A 14,590-nucleotide genomic window follows, 5' to 3' on the forward strand; every position below is an offset into this window, starting at 1 on the left:
TCACGTCATGCCGCGCAGCCAGCTTATCGATGTCGCCGCTCCCGCCGAGAAGGCCTTCCTCGTCGCCGTCGATGCCGGCGACGACAGTGGCTGGAGCGCAGAGGACTCGCTCGCCGAGCTTGCCAGCCTCGCCGTGACCGCCGGGGCGGTCGTCGTGGGCGCGGAGTGGCAGAACCGGCGCCACATCGATCCGAACTGGTACGTCGGCCGCGGCAAGGCGGAGGAGCTCCTCGCCGCGAAGAGCGAGACCGGGTTCGATCTCCTCGTCGCCGACGATGAGCTGAGTCCAGCCCAGCAGAAGGCGCTCGAAGGCCTGCTCGATGTCAAGGTCATCGACCGGAGCCGGCTCATCCTCGACATCTTCGCCCAGCACGCCCAGACCCACGAGGGCCGGCTCCAGGTCGAGCTCGCCCAGCTCGAGTACCAGCTGCCGCGACTGACCCGCCTGTGGACGCACCTGAGCCGGACCGGCGGCGGGATCGGGACGCGTGGTCCCGGTGAGAGCCAGCTCGAGACGGACCGGCGGATCATCCGCGATCGGATCAAGCGCATGAAGGAGCGGGTCGAGCAGGTCCGCCAGCAGCGCTCGACTGCTGCGCGGGGCCGGGATCGCCGGCTCTGGCCGACCGTCGGCATCGTCGGCTACACGAACGCCGGGAAGTCGACGCTCCTCAACGCCCTCGTGGGCTCGGAGGTCGCGAAGGCGGAGGACAGGCTCTTCGCGACGCTCGACCCGACGAGCCGGCAGGTCCGCCTCGGAGAGGGCCAGACGGCCATCGTCACCGACACCGTCGGCTTCATCCACAAGCTCCCGCACCAGTTCGTCGACGCGTTCCGGGCGACCCTCGAGGAGGTGACCAGGGCAGACGTCCTCCTCGAGGTCGTCGACGCGTCCGACCGCCATGCGATCGAACATCGGGCCACGGTGCGGGCCGTCCTCGCCGAGCTCGGGGCGGGGGAGAAACCTCGACTTGTCGTCTACAACAAGGTGGACCTCGTCGAGGCACTGGCCCGCGACGGCACCGCGCCGGCGCCAGTCGTCGGCGGTTCGGTCGCGATCAGTGCCCGGTCGGGCTTCGGCCTCGAGGCGTTGCGAGCCGAGCTCTCGGCGCTCCTTGCGACGCTGTGGGTCGAGCTCGACGTCGCCGTCCCCTACGCCGCCGGCGAACTGCTTGCCCGGGTCCGCGAACGGGCGACGGTGGAGCTCGACTACCGGGAACGCGACGTCCGGGTCCACGGCCGGATGGCGCCGTCCCTCGCCGGAGAGCTCACGTCCGTCGCCGAACGGTGGGCCGCGACGCTCGACGGTGATGCTGCGCTGGACGCCGACCTTCCGTCGCGCAACGGACGCGGATGACACCGCCGGGTGGCTGGCTTCGGCGGGCCGGCGCCGGCCACGCCGAGGATGGATCGCTCCTCCTCTGGTCCGTCGCCGAAGGCGATCGCGGCCGGCGATGGCGGTCCGTGGCGCCGGCCGCGGCCGGGATCGGCGCGGCGCTTCTCTTCGAGGTGACGCGGGGCGGGCGTCCCCTCCGGGTCGAGTATTCGACCACGGCCGGGATGCTCACCCTGCATCCCTCCGGCGACGAGCGGACACTCCATGGGAACGTCGTCTACGCCGCCGGTGTCCGCCCGGTCAGCGTGCGCTGGAGTCCGGAGTCCGCGATCGATGTCGACGGTTCGCCGATCCCCACCGCGGCGATGGTGGAACGCCTCGCGCGGACGGTCGCCGTGGGGGAGGGGGAGACGGTGCCGATCATCGTTGTCGACGCCGCCCTCGACGTCCAGATCTCGAGCCGCCTCGTCCGTCGTGTCGCCGAGCGACGCTGGCTGATCGCAGACCTCGGCGCCCGACGAGAGTGGGCGATCGAGCTCGACGAGCGCGGGATCCCGGTGCTCGATGGCGGGGTGGAGTGGCCGCTCGAGACCTGACGGGCCACGATCGGCGTCAGTCGCGGGCGCTGCCAGGCCGATGTGGACGGCCGTCGTGGACAGGACGTGGACAAGGCCGTCGAATCCGCTCGACCTTTCCCGAAACTCGTGGATAACCCTCTCGACCGCCGTCCCGCCCGTCGCATATCGTAGGTCTTGCCCGAAGGGGCCGTGACGGATCGAAGTGAAGGCGCAGGTACTTGTATCAGCGTCGGAGCTCCGGACCGGGGTCGTCGGAACCAGACCGCAGGTGCTTGCATCGGTGGCGCTGGGCTGGCAGCCGATCGGTTCCTTCGGGCGTTTGGATTCCCGCCGCCCGACCGCCGCGCCACCGCTCCCTGTGGGAGGTGCGTTGTAGTATGCAACGACATCATGCGGAGGTGCGGCGATGATGACCGTTCCGGAAGCCGCCCGTCGGGCGCAACGCAACCCGGAGACCATCCGCCGATGGATCCGGGAGGGCCGTCTGCGTGCGACGAAGGTCGGGACGCAGCACGTGCTCGACGAGAAGGACCTCGACGAAGTCCTTGGCCGGTTCGCCGACACGGTCGACCTGCCGGCCGAGTCGTCGTCGATGCGAGCGTGATCCTCCAGGTCAGCATAGCCGGCGGCGCACTGGGTCCCTTGGCAGGGCACGACATGATCGCTGGGCTGGGCCAAGTCGTACGACGCCGAGTACGTCGTCCTGGCGCAGATCCACGACGCACCGCTCCTGACGATCGACGAGCGCATGCGGCGCGGTGCCGGCCATGTCGTGGCGATGCCGACCCCGCAGGAGCTCGTCGGGCGCTGATGGCCGGGAGAGACCTTCCCAACTACTTCCGATAAGGTAAGTTATGTCGCCACCATGGCCGACCGAACGGGTTTGCGGGTCATGTGGTCGGCGACCGACCGTGCGTGTCTGGTAGCGAGAGGACCACGACACCCACGGCGCGCGCCGCGACCGCCAGAGCAGGGTCCGATGTCGCGAGCGGCTCGTTCAACGACATCGCGCTCGCGAGAGCAACGCAATCCGCCATCGAGAGCGGGCTCAGCCGCCGATCGTAGAACCGTGCGTGAAGTCGCCCAGCCTCCAGGCCGAGGTCACCGTCCACCGGGACGACCTGCAGACCTCCGGCGTCAAGCAGCTGGAGCGCCGCTCGGACCTCATCCGGCGCCTGCCCGAACACCCGGGTCATCACGTCCACGATCTCCGCGAGGTTGATCGCGCTGATCCACGAGCCGCGCGTCGGGTCACGCAGCTCGTCTTCGACGGCCCCAGCCGCCGGTTCGTCCAGCAGCAGCGCGATGATCGCCTGTGCATCGAAGACCGTCAGCGCCGTGTTCCCCTGCGCTTGGCGTCTGCCTCCGCCTCTTCTTCACGAGAGCTCTTTCGAACGTCATCCGATGTGGTACCAGGCGCGCCTGAACGCATGGCCAACGAGCCGCGTGCGGCGGCGAGCGGATCGTCCGGGATCGGGCGTAACACCAGTTCATTCCCCCGGTCGTCGATGAACAGTCGACTCGTACGCCACCGATGCCGTACCTCGGCCGGGATCGAAACCTGCCCGCCCTTCGAGATGGTCGCGTGCTTCATGGGCGATACCATATCCCATGGGACAACACTGTAAAGCATGACAATGCTCGCAACTTATGATCGCACGGCCGCTGACGGGTCCTCTCGCTCACGCGGCAACCACCTTCATGACCTCGTCGCCGTAGTGGTTGATGACCTTGATCGCGATCTTGCCGGTCGAGGGGCGCGGGAACGGGCGCGACACCGTCGAGTTGACCGTCGCCCAGGCCTCGTCGCTGATGTCGACGCGGAGGGCGCGACGGAGCTTGTCGTAGGGGTCGTCGGCGCCGGTGAAGTAGGCGTGGCGGACGAAGAACGCGTCGCCGTCGTAGTTGGTGTCGAGGAACCAGGCGGCGATGTCGTCGACGGACGATGAGCGAAGCACGCCGGTCGTGGGGTCGTAGACGTCGAGGCCGCGGACCTCGACGCTGATCTGGTTGTCCCCCGCTGGGCGGACATCGATGTCGGGCTCGCCGAAGACCATGAAGGGGTTGCCGGTGCCGGTCTTCTTGGTCATGCCTGATCGCCACGAAGAAGGGCGCGCTTTCCGGCTTGGACGAACGCGTGGTCGAATGCAAGAGCCTCGTCGATTTTGAGGCGATCCATGATCACTAGCGAGATGCAGTCGGTCAGGGACCAGTCTTTGTCTGGCCTATCTGCGTACAGACCGATGGCGTCGTTCAGGACGTCACGCGTCTGAGGTTCCACGCGACTAGCAGGACTTGAGAGTAGAAGCCTAACCAGAGAGACCGCCGCAGAACGCGACGATTCGCCCCGGCGAGCGAACCAGTTGAGTACCTCGGCCAACACCGCATCCGTGGTGATGAGAACCACTGTCCGATCCTGCTCAATCAAGTCAGCGTAAGTGACCGCATCTTCGTGATGCTTGTCGCTCTTGCTAATCAGCGCAACGAAGTACTCCGTGTCCGCAAACACCATGCTCAATGCGGGTCCCCGTAAAGATAGTCATCGAGGAGTTCGCTAGCATCAGCAGGGAGTCCTTCGATGGACTTGGTCCGCCCGAGATCGGCGAGTGCTGCCCAGAGGGTTCGAGAGTCTTCAGGGCCGGGCTCGTCGATCCCGACGGTTCGGATTCGGGTTACCAAGGCCACACGGAAGGGTTGACCCGAGGCCTCATAGATAGCTCGGCCCGCGATCTCAACCGTTAGTGAGTCGTGATCCCGCAGGGCGGTCGTAATCTGACGCTCCTGAGCACTATTGAATGTTCCTGGCAGCTCTCGGCCGTCGTGATCGTGCAGGACGAACCGCCCATTCGCGACATCCGCCGCCATCACATGCCCTGTCACGTTGATTTCGTCCTCGTAGCGCCCGGGCACCAGCGCGGCAATCCGGTCTCGGACTTCGCCCGACACGACGGGCACGCCGGCTGTGTCATCCCACCGCTCGGGGCGGATCGAGAGCTCCTCAGCTGAACCAAGGGTTGTTCCGAGCGAGCCAAGGCGGCGAATCGAGGTAGCGGGCAGATCATCCGGTAACCGTTCGCCTCGGCTCGCGGCGATCACGCTACGAGAGGCTAAGTCGACAGCTGCAATTACTGACGCATAGATTGCGTCACGATCTTCCTCGGAGTCGAAGAGCGCGCCTTGCATCGCCTGAGTGGTCCGAGCCTCCAGCGGGACAGCGGAGCTCCCAACGTCGACGTGGTCGAAGCGGAGCTGCGTGGCTGTTTCGAAGCCTTTCGGCAAGCGAATGCGCGTCGGGTTGCCCTTCCGCCAGAGTGATCCAGCCAATTCGGTGAGCAATGCTTGAAATGCTTCAAGCTCCTCAAGATCGCTGATCCTAAGGGACCCGTCGAAACGGGAACCACGCAGTGCGAGGGTCACAACGCGGCGCCATGAATTGTCGCGTAACTCCATCAGCTCCTCCCGGTTCCGATTCGCGAAAGGTCGACGATTGTACCCGCGTACGTCGTTGCGTCAGACACCGAACACCTTCATGACCTCGTCGCCGTAGTGGTTGATCACCTTCACGGCGACCTTGCCCGTTGACGGACGCGGGAACGGCCGCGAGACGTTGGAGTTCACCGTGGCCCAGGCCTCGTCGCTGATGTCGACGCGGAGGGCGCGGCGGAGCTTGTCGTAGGGGTCGTCGGCGCCGGTGAAGTAGGCGTGACGGACGAAGAAGGCCTCGCCGTCGTAGTTGGTGTCGAGGAACCAGGCGGCGATGTCGTCGACGGACGACGAGCGCAGCACACCGGTGGTCGGGTCGTAGACGTCGAGGCCGCGGACTTCGACGCTGATCTGGCCGTCCCCCGCCGGGCGAACGTCGATGTCGGGCTCGCCGAAGACCATGAACAGGTTGCCGGTGCCGGTCTTCTTGAGGAGTTCGTCCCCCATCGCGAGGTCGGGGTTCATGCGGGCCTGGAGGATCGTGAGGCGGCCGAGCTGAGATGCCTCCTCCCCCGCCAGGGGATCGAACGCGAAGCCGCACACGACGAGGAGATCGGCGAACTTCACGGCCTCCTTGGCGGCGTCGCGGATGAGCTCCGGGCCAACGGTCCCGAACTCGGGGCCGATCGCGATCGCGACGGTCCTGGCCTGCCCGCTCACGGTGTCCTCCCCCACTCCCTGGACGAAGACGCCCGGGTACGGATCGAGGCGGGTAAACGTGAGGCGCTCCTCGCGCTTCGTGTTCTGGACGCCGGCCCGGCGGAGGTTGTCCAGGATGGTCGTCACGAAGGCGCCGGCATCGACGGACGGGATCGACTCGCCGGCGGCGGCATCCTCGGGTCCGGTGACGAGCACCCGATGGGGCGACAGGCTCTCGACGGTGAACGGACCCGACACGCGGACGATCTTCCGATCCTCGTAGGGCCGATCGAACAGGGTCTCGGTCTCGGCATGGCGGGCGATCGCCGCGTCGATCTCCTCGCGCGTCATGCCCTCGCGGATGTCCGGGTTCTGGGCGATCGACTTCAGGGTCACGTGCGGCACACGCTCGTACACGAAGCCGCGGCGGACGTCGTTGGTGGTCGCCGGGATCGGGCTCGGCGGCGCGTGGCCCGTGACGTCGGCTTCCTTGCGGATCCCGGCCTCCGAGTCCGCGAGGAGGTAGTACGGGTACTTCGCGGCCATCAGCCGCGACCGCGCGAGGGCGAGCGCGACGCGACTCGTGTCGATCGTGATCCAACGCCTGCCCCATTGCTCAGCGACGTACGCGGTCGTACCGGAACCACACGTCGGATCGAGGACCAAGTCGCCCGGGTCCGTTGTCATGAGCAAGCATCGAGCGACGGCGGCCGTGGCTGTTTGGACGGCGAAGATCTTGTCAGGATCCGTGCCAATGTCGGTCCAAACGTTGTTCAGGCCCATGACGGCAAAGTCGTCGAAATACCGGCGGTACCGAAGAGTCTGCGATGCAACGAGGAGCCGACCGGCGTGCGCAAGGCGCGTGAGCCCTTGGGGTGTCGTCTTCCAATGGCTGCCGGTCGGCGGCGTAAAGGTCCTGGCGCCGAACTCGAAACCCACCGACAACGCGTCACTGTGGCCCTGCGAGATCAAGTTGTCGGCCTGATATGCCCGTCCACCGCGCGGCATGGGAACGCGGCCCGTGACCTCGTCTTCAGTCATTGGGCGCGAGCTCCCGTCCGGGAATTGGATGAGACGATAGTGATCCCCTCCGGCCTCATCCAAGGTCTTCCGGTCGTAAAGAGCGCGGTATTTCACTCGTTCGAGGTCTCGAGCGTACCAGACGATCATGTCAGCTGACGAAGGGAGCGTGTTGGTCCGAGCAACCGGGCTGTTCAGGCCAGAGGTCTTTCGGTAGACGATCGTGTTCACGAAGTTCTGGGCCCCGAAGAGTTCATCCATGACCGACCGGACGAGATGTTCGTTTTCGACATTCATCTGGACGAACACCGACCCTGACTCGGTAAGCAGATCTCGCGCAGCCGAGAGCCGGTCGCGGAGGTACGCCAGATACGAGTGGATCCCGAGCTCCCACGTGTCGCGATAGGCGCGCACTTGCTCGGGCTGGCGCGTGAGGTCGGTGTCCTTACCGTCGCGGACGTCCCGTTTCCGCGTGGAGACCTGCCAGTTACTTCCGAATTTGATGCCGTAGGGCGGGTCGATGTAGATGGTCTGGACCTGGCCCTTGAGGCCCTCCTTCTCGGCGAGGCTCGTCATGACGAGGAGCGAGTCGCCGAGGATCATCCGGTTCGACCATTTGCCGGGGTGGCGGTAGAAGTCGACCTTCTCCTCGAACGTGAGGTTCGTGTACGGCGCGAAGAAGCCCAGCTGCTGCTCGGCGCGTCGGCCCTCGCTCTCGGCCCGGAGCTCCTCGACGAGCGCGAGCGGGTCGATCGTCTCCTGGATGTAGATCGGGACGGCCGGGACCTCGAGGTCGGCCGCGTCCTGCTCGTCCTTGCCCTTCCAGACGAGCTGCGGATCTCTGTCCGTGTCGCGGGGGTAGCGCACGATCGCGGGCCTCTTCTCCTCCGGGCGGGCGAACGACTCGAGCTCGGCGGTCGGGATGTTCGAGCGAGTGTCGCGGGGATGGTCGATCGCCCGCACCGGCGTCGCGGCCTTCGGGCGCATCTTCTCAGCCATCGCTCACCCGCGGGTCATCGGATTCAGCGGCTTGATCGACGGCGGCCCGCTGAATCGCGGCACGGATGTCCTTCATCAGGAGGACCAGGTGCAGCGGCTCGACGGGCGAAGGCTCAAACGCGGGGTCGATTCGCCGATAGAACGCCGCGGCGGTCGAGGACTCCGCGTGGACCAGGAGCGCTCGGATGCCGATTGTCCCGGCCGCGGTCGCGGCACGCTTCATCGCATCGCGCAGGACGGCACTGCCGAGCCCGCGGCCCTGTTCGGCAGTGTCGACCCCCAGGCGGGTCAGGATCACAACAGGGATTGGGTATCGGCCCGTACCGGCGGCAAGCCTGGCGGAGGCCGCCTCGGGCAGCATCGATCCCGCTGCGAGGGCGTGATAGGCCGCGACCTTTCGCTCGCCCACGCGACACGCGACGTAGACGCGCGCTGTGCCTGCCTGTTGGGCGATCAGTGCGTAGCGACGGAGCCAGATCGTCTGTTGATCGGACCCGCAGTCGAACGTCGATGTCTCATGGTCTGCGTGGAGAAGCTCGACGGGGGCGTATCGACTCACTCCAGGTCCTGAACGGACGGGCCAGCAAGGAATCGGGCGAGACCCTCGACCGGCTGGACAGGTCGATCCAGGAGCTCCACGAAGGCATCCCATTGCTCCGGGGACAGGACGAACGACGTGCGGTCGGCGAGCGTCTGTTGGGCGGCCAGCGTCGCGTGCTCGAGCACGAACGCGCTGGTGCTCACGCCGGACGCCTTGGCGGCCTGATCCAGCAGCCGTCGACGATCGGCTTCGAGTCGCAACTCGAGACGTTCCTCTTTGCGGCGGGTGGTTCGCGCCAGCGCCACGGTCAACTCCTTGTACGGCTAATGTACGTACTTTGCCGGTCGCCATGCCGCTTGTCAACCACACTCATTGGAGCTGCCGGCAACCTGGAGCGCGATGCGACGTGGGGTCATGGCGCGCCCGCCGACGTCGATGCCCGGACCAGGAACGTCTCCCGGATCAGATCGGCGGCGTTCTCCATGTGGGTGACCTCGAGGAACGCCCAGCGGCCGAGGCCACCCCAATGGTTCACCGCCGGCACCCACAGGTCGCGGGCCGCGGCGACCTTGGCCTGCTTCTCCTTCTTCGCCTCGCCGGAGACTTCGAGGAGCAGGGTCAGGAGATCGTCCGGGCCGGTCGAGTCGGCGTCCCGGAGTCGGATGAGGAAGTCCGGCACGTAGTTGGCTGCCCGGCCCTCGAACGTGTACGGGATCTTGAGGTTGAGGCCCTGGTTCTTCGCGTAGCTGACGACCTCGGGCATCGACTCGAGCTTCTGGGCGAGCTCCGACTCCCAGTTCGAGTCCTGGGCCACGGCGTTGATGTGGCTCTTCGTCGTCGCGAAGCAGGTCTTCGTCGTCTCGAAGACGACGTCGTCGGTCGAGCCGATCGGGTCGTACATCCGGAGGGTGGGGCTGAGGCGCGGCTCGCCGTACGTGCCCCTGGCGATCGCGCGGTGGATCCGCTCGGCAGCGGCGTGGCTCCACTCGGCGAGGAGCAGGAGCTGCGGGTAGGCGCCGTCGCCGAGGTACGGCACGACGCACTCGTCGATCCAGCGCCGGGTGATCGACGCCAGTTGCGGGAACAGCCAGGGCCGCTCGCCGCCGTCCTCGTCGCGGAAGAAGGTGTCGAGGGTCCGCTTGGCGACCGCGAACACGACGGTGTTGAGCCGCTGCTCACGGAGCGGCAGGTGGAGGAGGTTCATCTCGCCGACGATCGGGTCGAGCTGCGTCTCCGTGGGCACCTCGCGAGTCGAGAGCTCGAGGATGCTCGACGGATCGAAGGTCGCGGTGAGGCGCTCGGACGGCATCTCGAAGCGGTAGCTGACGACACGTGGGAACTCGATCCGGAGGTTCGCTCGCTCCGGCAGCGCGCGGACGGTGAGGATCGGCTTGGGCTTCCGCGGCGTGCCGGCCTCGGTCGTGCTGAGGAACGTGAACGGGACGCCGAGGACCTCCGCGTACTCCGGTTCGAACATGCCCTCGGGCGTCGGGTCGTAGTTCGCCCGACGGAGCGCGCGCCCGACGACCTGCTCGCAGAGGAGCTGGGTCCCGAACGCCCGGATGCCGAGGATGTGCGTCACCGTGTTGGCGTCCCAGCCCTCGGTGAGCATCGAGACCGACACGACGCAGCGGATCTCCGCGCCGAGGCGCCCGGGCTTGCCGACGGTGTTGAGGACTTCGCGGAGGATGTCCTCGTCCTCGATCTCGTCGGCGCTCCGCCCGGGAAAGCGGGTGACGTACTCCCGCCGGTACTCCTCGATCTCGCGAGCGGCGGCCTTCTTGAACGCCGGATCGAGGGCGTCGCCCCGGTCCAGCTGCATCGAGTCGATGAGGAGGCTGACCGGCCGCTGCCGCCAGGCGCCGTCCGCGACGTTGCTGAAGAGCGGCAGGTGGCCCGGCGCCGAGATCGTTGTTCCATTCCGCTGCGGCTTGTCGTAGCCGGCGATCCAGTCGTAGACGAGCTTGCTCACGCTCGTGTTCGAGCAGACGACGATGAAGACGGGCGGGCGGCCCATGCCGGCGCCCTGCCACTCGCCGTACGAGCGGTCGTAGTCGGCGTACAGGCTCTCCAGGGCGCCCTCGAGCACCTTGGGGAGGATCGGGTCACCCTCCCCCACGGTCGTGTCCCTGAGGCCTTTGCGGGGCAGCGCGTCACGAACGTTCGTCCAGAGGTCGCGGTAGCGCGGCAGCTCGCCGACCATGGAGTCGTCCGCCACCGGCACGCGCGGGATCTTCACGATCCCGGACTCGATCGCATCCATCAGCCCGAAATCGCTGACGACCCACGGAAAGAGCGTGCCCTCTGCGTAGCTCGAGCCCTTGAGGAAGAACGGCGTGGCGGAGACATCGAAGACCGAGCGGATCCCGATCTTGTCCCGGACCGCCCGCAGGCCGTCGAACCAGACGCGGGCCTCTTCCTCGTTGCGGCGGGCCTCGCTGCGCTCGTCCGCGTCGAGGGTGCCTTCCTGCGCTGCGTCCCGGGGTGCCGGCGTGTAGCAGTGGTGGGCCTCGTCATTGAGGACCACGACGTCCTTCGCCGTCCCGAAGACGCGGCAGACGCGGCGGACCATCTCGCCTGGGGTCTCCTTGAAGCGTTCGCTGTCCGTGTCGCCCTGCGACAGGATCCTCTTGGTCAGCGACGCCGCCTCGATCTTGTCCCGCCGGATGAGGGCGTGGTAGTTGGTGATCTCGATCGTCGCCCCCTGGAGCCGGTCCAGCTGCTCCGGGTTCACGAGATCCATCGCGAGGAAGAAGGTCTGGGGATCGTTCGGCAGCAGGACGCGGAGGCGGTCCCTGATCGTGATCCCGGGCGTGACGATGAGGAAGCGGCTGCTGAAGCGCTTGTCGAACGGGTTGGCGAACTTGTTGAGAGCCTGCCAGGCGATGAGCATGCCCATGACCACGGTCTTGCCCGATCCCGTGGCCATCTTGAAGGCCATCCGCGGCAGGCCGTCGTTGAGGCGCCCGTTCTCGGCGCGGATCGTGTTGAGGGCCTTGCTGTCGCCGATCTTCTCGGCTGCCTCCGTGAGGAAGATGGCGGTCTCGGCGGCTTCGATCTGGCAGAAGAAAAGGCGTCGCGTGCGGTCCTCGGCCTGCCAATGCGCCAGCAACTCCCTCGTGAGTGCTGTCGTGTGCGGGTAGCCCTGGACGCGCCACCGCGCGACGGATTGGCGTATCTCGTTGACGATCTCGTTCGGTTGCTGGCGGACGCCGGCGCCGAACTGGATGGCAAGCTGAGGTGACGCCTTCCTGGGCTTTGCGACCGGGACAAAGAACTCCGAGAGGCGCCGCCGCGGTTCGATCTCGCCGCTGATCTCCCCATCCCGGCTCGTCGCAAAGTGACGGACCGGCTCGTGGTAGGGCGAGTTGATAACCGGGTGCTCGATGGGAACGGCGGTCATGTCGCCCGCTCCGTCGCCACGCTCCCCTCCCCCGCTCATCGACCTGACCGTCCGATCAACCCTGAGTTTACGTGACCGGACCGCAGACTTCGCCGGTGATCTGGCGGGCCGTCGAGGCTACCGGTTATGACGGTCATCGCGGATCTCCGCCGATAACTCGGCCTTGATGCTGCGCGTCGTAAGCCGTGGTAAAGCGCACGCGCGCATGATGGCCGCCCGTCGACCCATCCGCGAGGTCGGCGTGCCCACCCTGCTCCGAATCGGTCCCTACCGGTTCTTCTTCCACTCCCGAGAGCATGACCCGCCGCACGTCCACGTCGAGTCGGCCGACGGATCGGCGGTGTTCAACCTGACGCCCGCCGGACTGGAACGCGCCAAGGGATACACTCGTCGGCACCTCGCACGGATCGAGGAGATCGTCACGAATCACGAGTTAGAGTTCCTGAGACGCTGGCATGAGTACTTTGATGGATAGTCGGTGGCGGGACTGGCCCCGGGCCCGCGCCGTCCATGTCGATTCGGACGCTGTTCACGTCCATCTTGTCGACGGGCGCCAGTTGACCGTGCCGATCGAGTGGTTCGGGTTCCTGGCTGCCGGCACGGAGGAGCAGCGCCGCGACTTCAGGATCCAGGGCGATGGCGATGGGATCTGGTGGGACACGCTCGATGAGGGAGTATCGGTCCCGGGGCTCCTCGGCCTGGGCGAGATGCCGCCGCCCGACCCGTCGGCACGCTCGTACGCCGTCGACTACGTTCCCCAAGACGGTGGATGGACCGCGTCGGTTCGGGGGACCTGGTTGACGAGCTCCGGCTCCACGCTGGCGGCTGCCAAGCGCGCGGTGCGCTCGAATCTTCGCCGCTACCTCGGCGTGCACTCGCTCGGCTCGGCCGGCATCGAGGTCGTGGACGATATCCAACGTGGAGCGCCGGTCGAAGTTGGGTAGGTGAACACGCCCGCGCCCCTGCGGGCACAGCAGGACGCGCAGGCGGGCACGACGCTGCGACTCACCCCGGAGGAGACGGAAGCCCTGCGAGAGACCGCTCGACGCGAGCGCCGCTCGATGCAGGAGGTCGCGCGCGAGGCGATCGCGGCGTACGTGTCGAGCCGCACCCGCCGCCGCGAAGAGCACCTGGCGCGGATCGTCGCCGAGGATGCCGAGCTGCTTCGGCGCCTCGGCAACATGTGACCGAGTACCTCGAGCTCGACGACCTGCTCGCGTCCGCCGACGCCGCCGTGGGCGGTCGAGCCGACGTCCGCGACATCGGCCTGCTCCAGTCGGCCGTCGCCCGACCTCAGGCCACCGCCTTCGGCGAGGAGGCGTACCGGACGCTCGACGAGAAGGCGGCCGCGCTCCTCCAGTCGATCGTGGCCGGGCATCCGCTCGTCGACGGCAACAAGCGGCTCGGCTGGATCGCCCTTCGCCTCTTCTGCCGGCTGAACGACGCCGATGTCCGACCGGCGTCAGACGGCGCGTTCGAGCTCGTGGTCTCCGTCGCGAGCGGCGAGCGACGCGATGTGCCCCAGATCGCCGAGATCCTGGCGCGGTGGCGTACGGCGGTCGAGTAGGCGGCGCGTCGCTCAGTCGGCGTGCGTCACGCCGTCTACCCGTCCGTTCGTCGGGCTCGACCTCGGCGCTGCGCAGGTAGTCCAGCGCGCGCAGGATGTCGTAGTGATACCAGTGCGGGAACGAGAACTGGAGCCAGCTGGGGTCGATCGCTCGTGCTCGAGCAGGCCCTCGAGGACGTTGATGGTCGTCCCGAACGACGACACCGTCGCGCCGTTCTCCACCTCGCAGTTCCAACCGCCCTCCGGGAGCTGCTCACCGCGGACCGATGGATCGGCGTCGAGCAACCAGTCGATGACGGTCATCTCGCGCCGTCTACGAGCGGCCGAGCACGATGTCGATCCCGGCGAGTACAAGTTCCAGCTTGGGCGGTGCGAGTTGACCGACCGACTCGGACAGCGACGCGCGATCGAGCGTCACGAGCTGGGTGACGTTGGCCACCGAGGCGCGCGGGAGGCTTGTGTCGCGTTGCGAGAGGGCCACGTTGCCAGGGGTCGTCGCCCATCTCCGATTGCTCGTGAGGGGTACGCAGACGACGGTCCGGATCGCGCTTCGATTGAATGCATCGGACTGGACGACGATGACTGGGCGCCGAAATCCGGGCGCGGAGCCTGGCGGATCTGGCAGGTCGGCCCACCACACATCGCCCTGGGCGATCACCACTCGCTCGACGCCATCACGTGGGCAGCCGCCGTCGCGACGAATGTGTCGGTGATAGCGTCGTCATCCAGCTCGGCCATCGATCGGTCTATCGCGTCCGTGAGCTCGTCGGGTGCGTGCCGGGCGACGTACTCGCGCAGGGCCGTGCTGTACACGTCACTCCGCGATCGACCCTCACGACGCGCGAGACGTTCGGCCCGCTCGAACACGTCATCAGGCACGGACACGGCCGTCTTCATACCTGGAGTATAACCCGCCGTCAAACGCGGGACGGCGACGGAACGAGGGTCTGTACGAGCTCCGAGCCAAGCCCCTGGCTCCAGCCGAAGCTCGAGCCGGTCGGCGCGACGGCGGCGATCCCCGACA

The 14,590-nt window shown here is 67.1% G+C and carries 18 protein-coding genes; 7 read left to right on the forward strand and 11 right to left on the reverse strand.

Going from position 1 to position 14,590, the window contains the following annotated elements:
* The first annotated feature begins 7 nt into the window (after window positions 1–7).
* The 3 genes from hflX (at window position 8) to IVW53_02070 (ending at window position 2,518) form a co-directional block, all read left to right on the forward strand.
* On the forward strand, window positions 8–1,357 hold the full coding sequence (hflX, locus tag IVW53_02060; GenBank protein ID MBF6604355.1) for a GTPase HflX: 1,350 nt from the start codon (window positions 8–10) through the stop codon (window positions 1,355–1,357).
* Entirely contained in the window at window positions 1,354–1,932 is a 579-nt protein-coding gene (locus IVW53_02065; GenBank protein ID MBF6604356.1) for a hypothetical protein, read from the forward strand. The genes hflX and IVW53_02065 overlap by 4 nt, the downstream gene beginning before the upstream one ends.
* Before the next feature lie 388 nt (window positions 1,933–2,320).
* Window positions 2,321–2,518 (forward strand): helix-turn-helix domain-containing protein, encoded by a 198-nt coding sequence (locus IVW53_02070; GenBank protein ID MBF6604357.1) that lies wholly within the window; start codon window positions 2,321–2,323, stop codon window positions 2,516–2,518.
* A 286-nt stretch (window positions 2,519–2,804) separates the two neighbouring features.
* On the opposite strand, the gene IVW53_02075 is transcribed toward IVW53_02070, so the two are convergent.
* The 9 genes from IVW53_02075 to IVW53_02115 all read right to left on the reverse strand — a co-directional run bounded on the left by IVW53_02075 (window position 2,805) and on the right by IVW53_02115 (window position 11,999).
* Window positions 2,805–3,248, reverse strand: a complete 444-nt coding sequence (locus tag IVW53_02075; GenBank protein ID MBF6604358.1) for a PIN domain-containing protein — start codon at window positions 3,246–3,248, stop codon at window positions 2,805–2,807.
* Window positions 3,245–3,508, reverse strand: a complete 264-nt coding sequence (locus IVW53_02080) for an AbrB/MazE/SpoVT family DNA-binding domain-containing protein (GenBank protein MBF6604359.1) — start codon at window positions 3,506–3,508, stop codon at window positions 3,245–3,247. The genes IVW53_02075 and IVW53_02080 overlap by 4 nt, the downstream gene beginning before the upstream one ends.
* Window positions 3,509–3,596: 88 nt before the next feature.
* Window positions 3,597–4,004 (reverse strand): DNA methylase, encoded by a 408-nt coding sequence (locus tag IVW53_02085; protein MBF6604360.1) that lies wholly within the window; start codon window positions 4,002–4,004, stop codon window positions 3,597–3,599.
* Complete coding sequence (locus tag IVW53_02090; protein MBF6604361.1) at window positions 4,001–4,426, reverse strand: type II toxin-antitoxin system VapC family toxin; 426 nt, start codon at window positions 4,424–4,426, stop codon at window positions 4,001–4,003. The genes IVW53_02085 and IVW53_02090 overlap by 4 nt, the downstream gene beginning before the upstream one ends.
* Window positions 4,427–4,428: 2 nt before the next feature.
* Window positions 4,429–5,364, reverse strand: a complete 936-nt coding sequence (locus IVW53_02095) for a hypothetical protein (GenBank protein MBF6604362.1) — start codon at window positions 5,362–5,364, stop codon at window positions 4,429–4,431.
* Window positions 5,365–5,424: 60 nt separating this feature from the next.
* Window positions 5,425–8,055 (reverse strand): site-specific DNA-methyltransferase, encoded by a 2,631-nt coding sequence (locus tag IVW53_02100; protein ID MBF6604363.1) that lies wholly within the window; start codon window positions 8,053–8,055, stop codon window positions 5,425–5,427.
* Window positions 8,048–8,707 (reverse strand): GNAT family N-acetyltransferase, encoded by a 660-nt coding sequence (locus IVW53_02105; protein ID MBF6604364.1) that lies wholly within the window; start codon window positions 8,705–8,707, stop codon window positions 8,048–8,050. The genes IVW53_02100 and IVW53_02105 overlap by 8 nt, the downstream gene beginning before the upstream one ends.
* Window positions 8,611–8,895: a DUF1778 domain-containing protein gene (locus IVW53_02110; protein ID MBF6604365.1), complete on the reverse strand. Its 285-nt coding sequence runs from the start codon at window positions 8,893–8,895 to the stop codon at window positions 8,611–8,613. The genes IVW53_02105 and IVW53_02110 overlap by 97 nt, the downstream gene beginning before the upstream one ends.
* A 113-nt stretch (window positions 8,896–9,008) precedes the next feature.
* A complete protein-coding gene (locus IVW53_02115; protein MBF6604366.1) occupies window positions 9,009–11,999 on the reverse strand; it encodes a DEAD/DEAH box helicase family protein in 2,991 nt (996 codons plus the stop codon).
* A 241-nt stretch (window positions 12,000–12,240) separates the two neighbouring features.
* Here IVW53_02115 and IVW53_02120 point away from each other — a divergent pair, with 241 nt between their 5' ends.
* The 4 genes from IVW53_02120 to IVW53_02135 are packed head-to-tail and all read left to right on the forward strand — an operon-like array spanning window position 12,241 to window position 13,566.
* Window positions 12,241–12,474, forward strand: a complete 234-nt coding sequence (locus tag IVW53_02120; GenBank protein MBF6604367.1) for a DUF4160 domain-containing protein — start codon at window positions 12,241–12,243, stop codon at window positions 12,472–12,474.
* On the forward strand, window positions 12,467–12,943 hold the full coding sequence (locus tag IVW53_02125) for a DUF2442 domain-containing protein (GenBank protein ID MBF6604368.1): 477 nt from the start codon (window positions 12,467–12,469) through the stop codon (window positions 12,941–12,943). The genes IVW53_02120 and IVW53_02125 overlap by 8 nt, the downstream gene beginning before the upstream one ends.
* An 18-nt stretch (window positions 12,944–12,961) precedes the next feature.
* Window positions 12,962–13,186, forward strand: coding sequence for a ribbon-helix-helix protein, CopG family (locus tag IVW53_02130; GenBank protein ID MBF6604369.1), 225 nt, complete (start codon window positions 12,962–12,964; stop codon window positions 13,184–13,186).
* On the forward strand, window positions 13,183–13,566 hold the full coding sequence (locus IVW53_02135; protein MBF6604370.1) for a type II toxin-antitoxin system death-on-curing family toxin: 384 nt from the start codon (window positions 13,183–13,185) through the stop codon (window positions 13,564–13,566). Before IVW53_02130 ends, IVW53_02135 begins: the two co-directional genes overlap by 4 nt.
* A gap of 313 nt (window positions 13,567–13,879) precedes the next feature.
* On the opposite strand, the gene IVW53_02140 is transcribed toward IVW53_02135, so the two are convergent.
* Together IVW53_02140 and IVW53_02145 are read right to left on the reverse strand one after the other, a co-directional pair.
* Window positions 13,880–14,221, reverse strand: a complete 342-nt coding sequence (locus IVW53_02140; GenBank protein ID MBF6604371.1) for a type II toxin-antitoxin system PemK/MazF family toxin — start codon at window positions 14,219–14,221, stop codon at window positions 13,880–13,882.
* Complete coding sequence (locus IVW53_02145) at window positions 14,221–14,463, reverse strand: ribbon-helix-helix protein, CopG family (protein MBF6604372.1); 243 nt, start codon at window positions 14,461–14,463, stop codon at window positions 14,221–14,223. Before IVW53_02145 ends, IVW53_02140 begins: the two co-directional genes overlap by 1 nt.
* Window positions 14,464–14,590 lie beyond the last annotated feature (127 nt).

The organism is Chloroflexota bacterium (genome assembly GCA_015478725.1).
Classification (GTDB): Bacteria; Chloroflexota; Limnocylindria; order Limnocylindrales; family CSP1-4; genus C-114.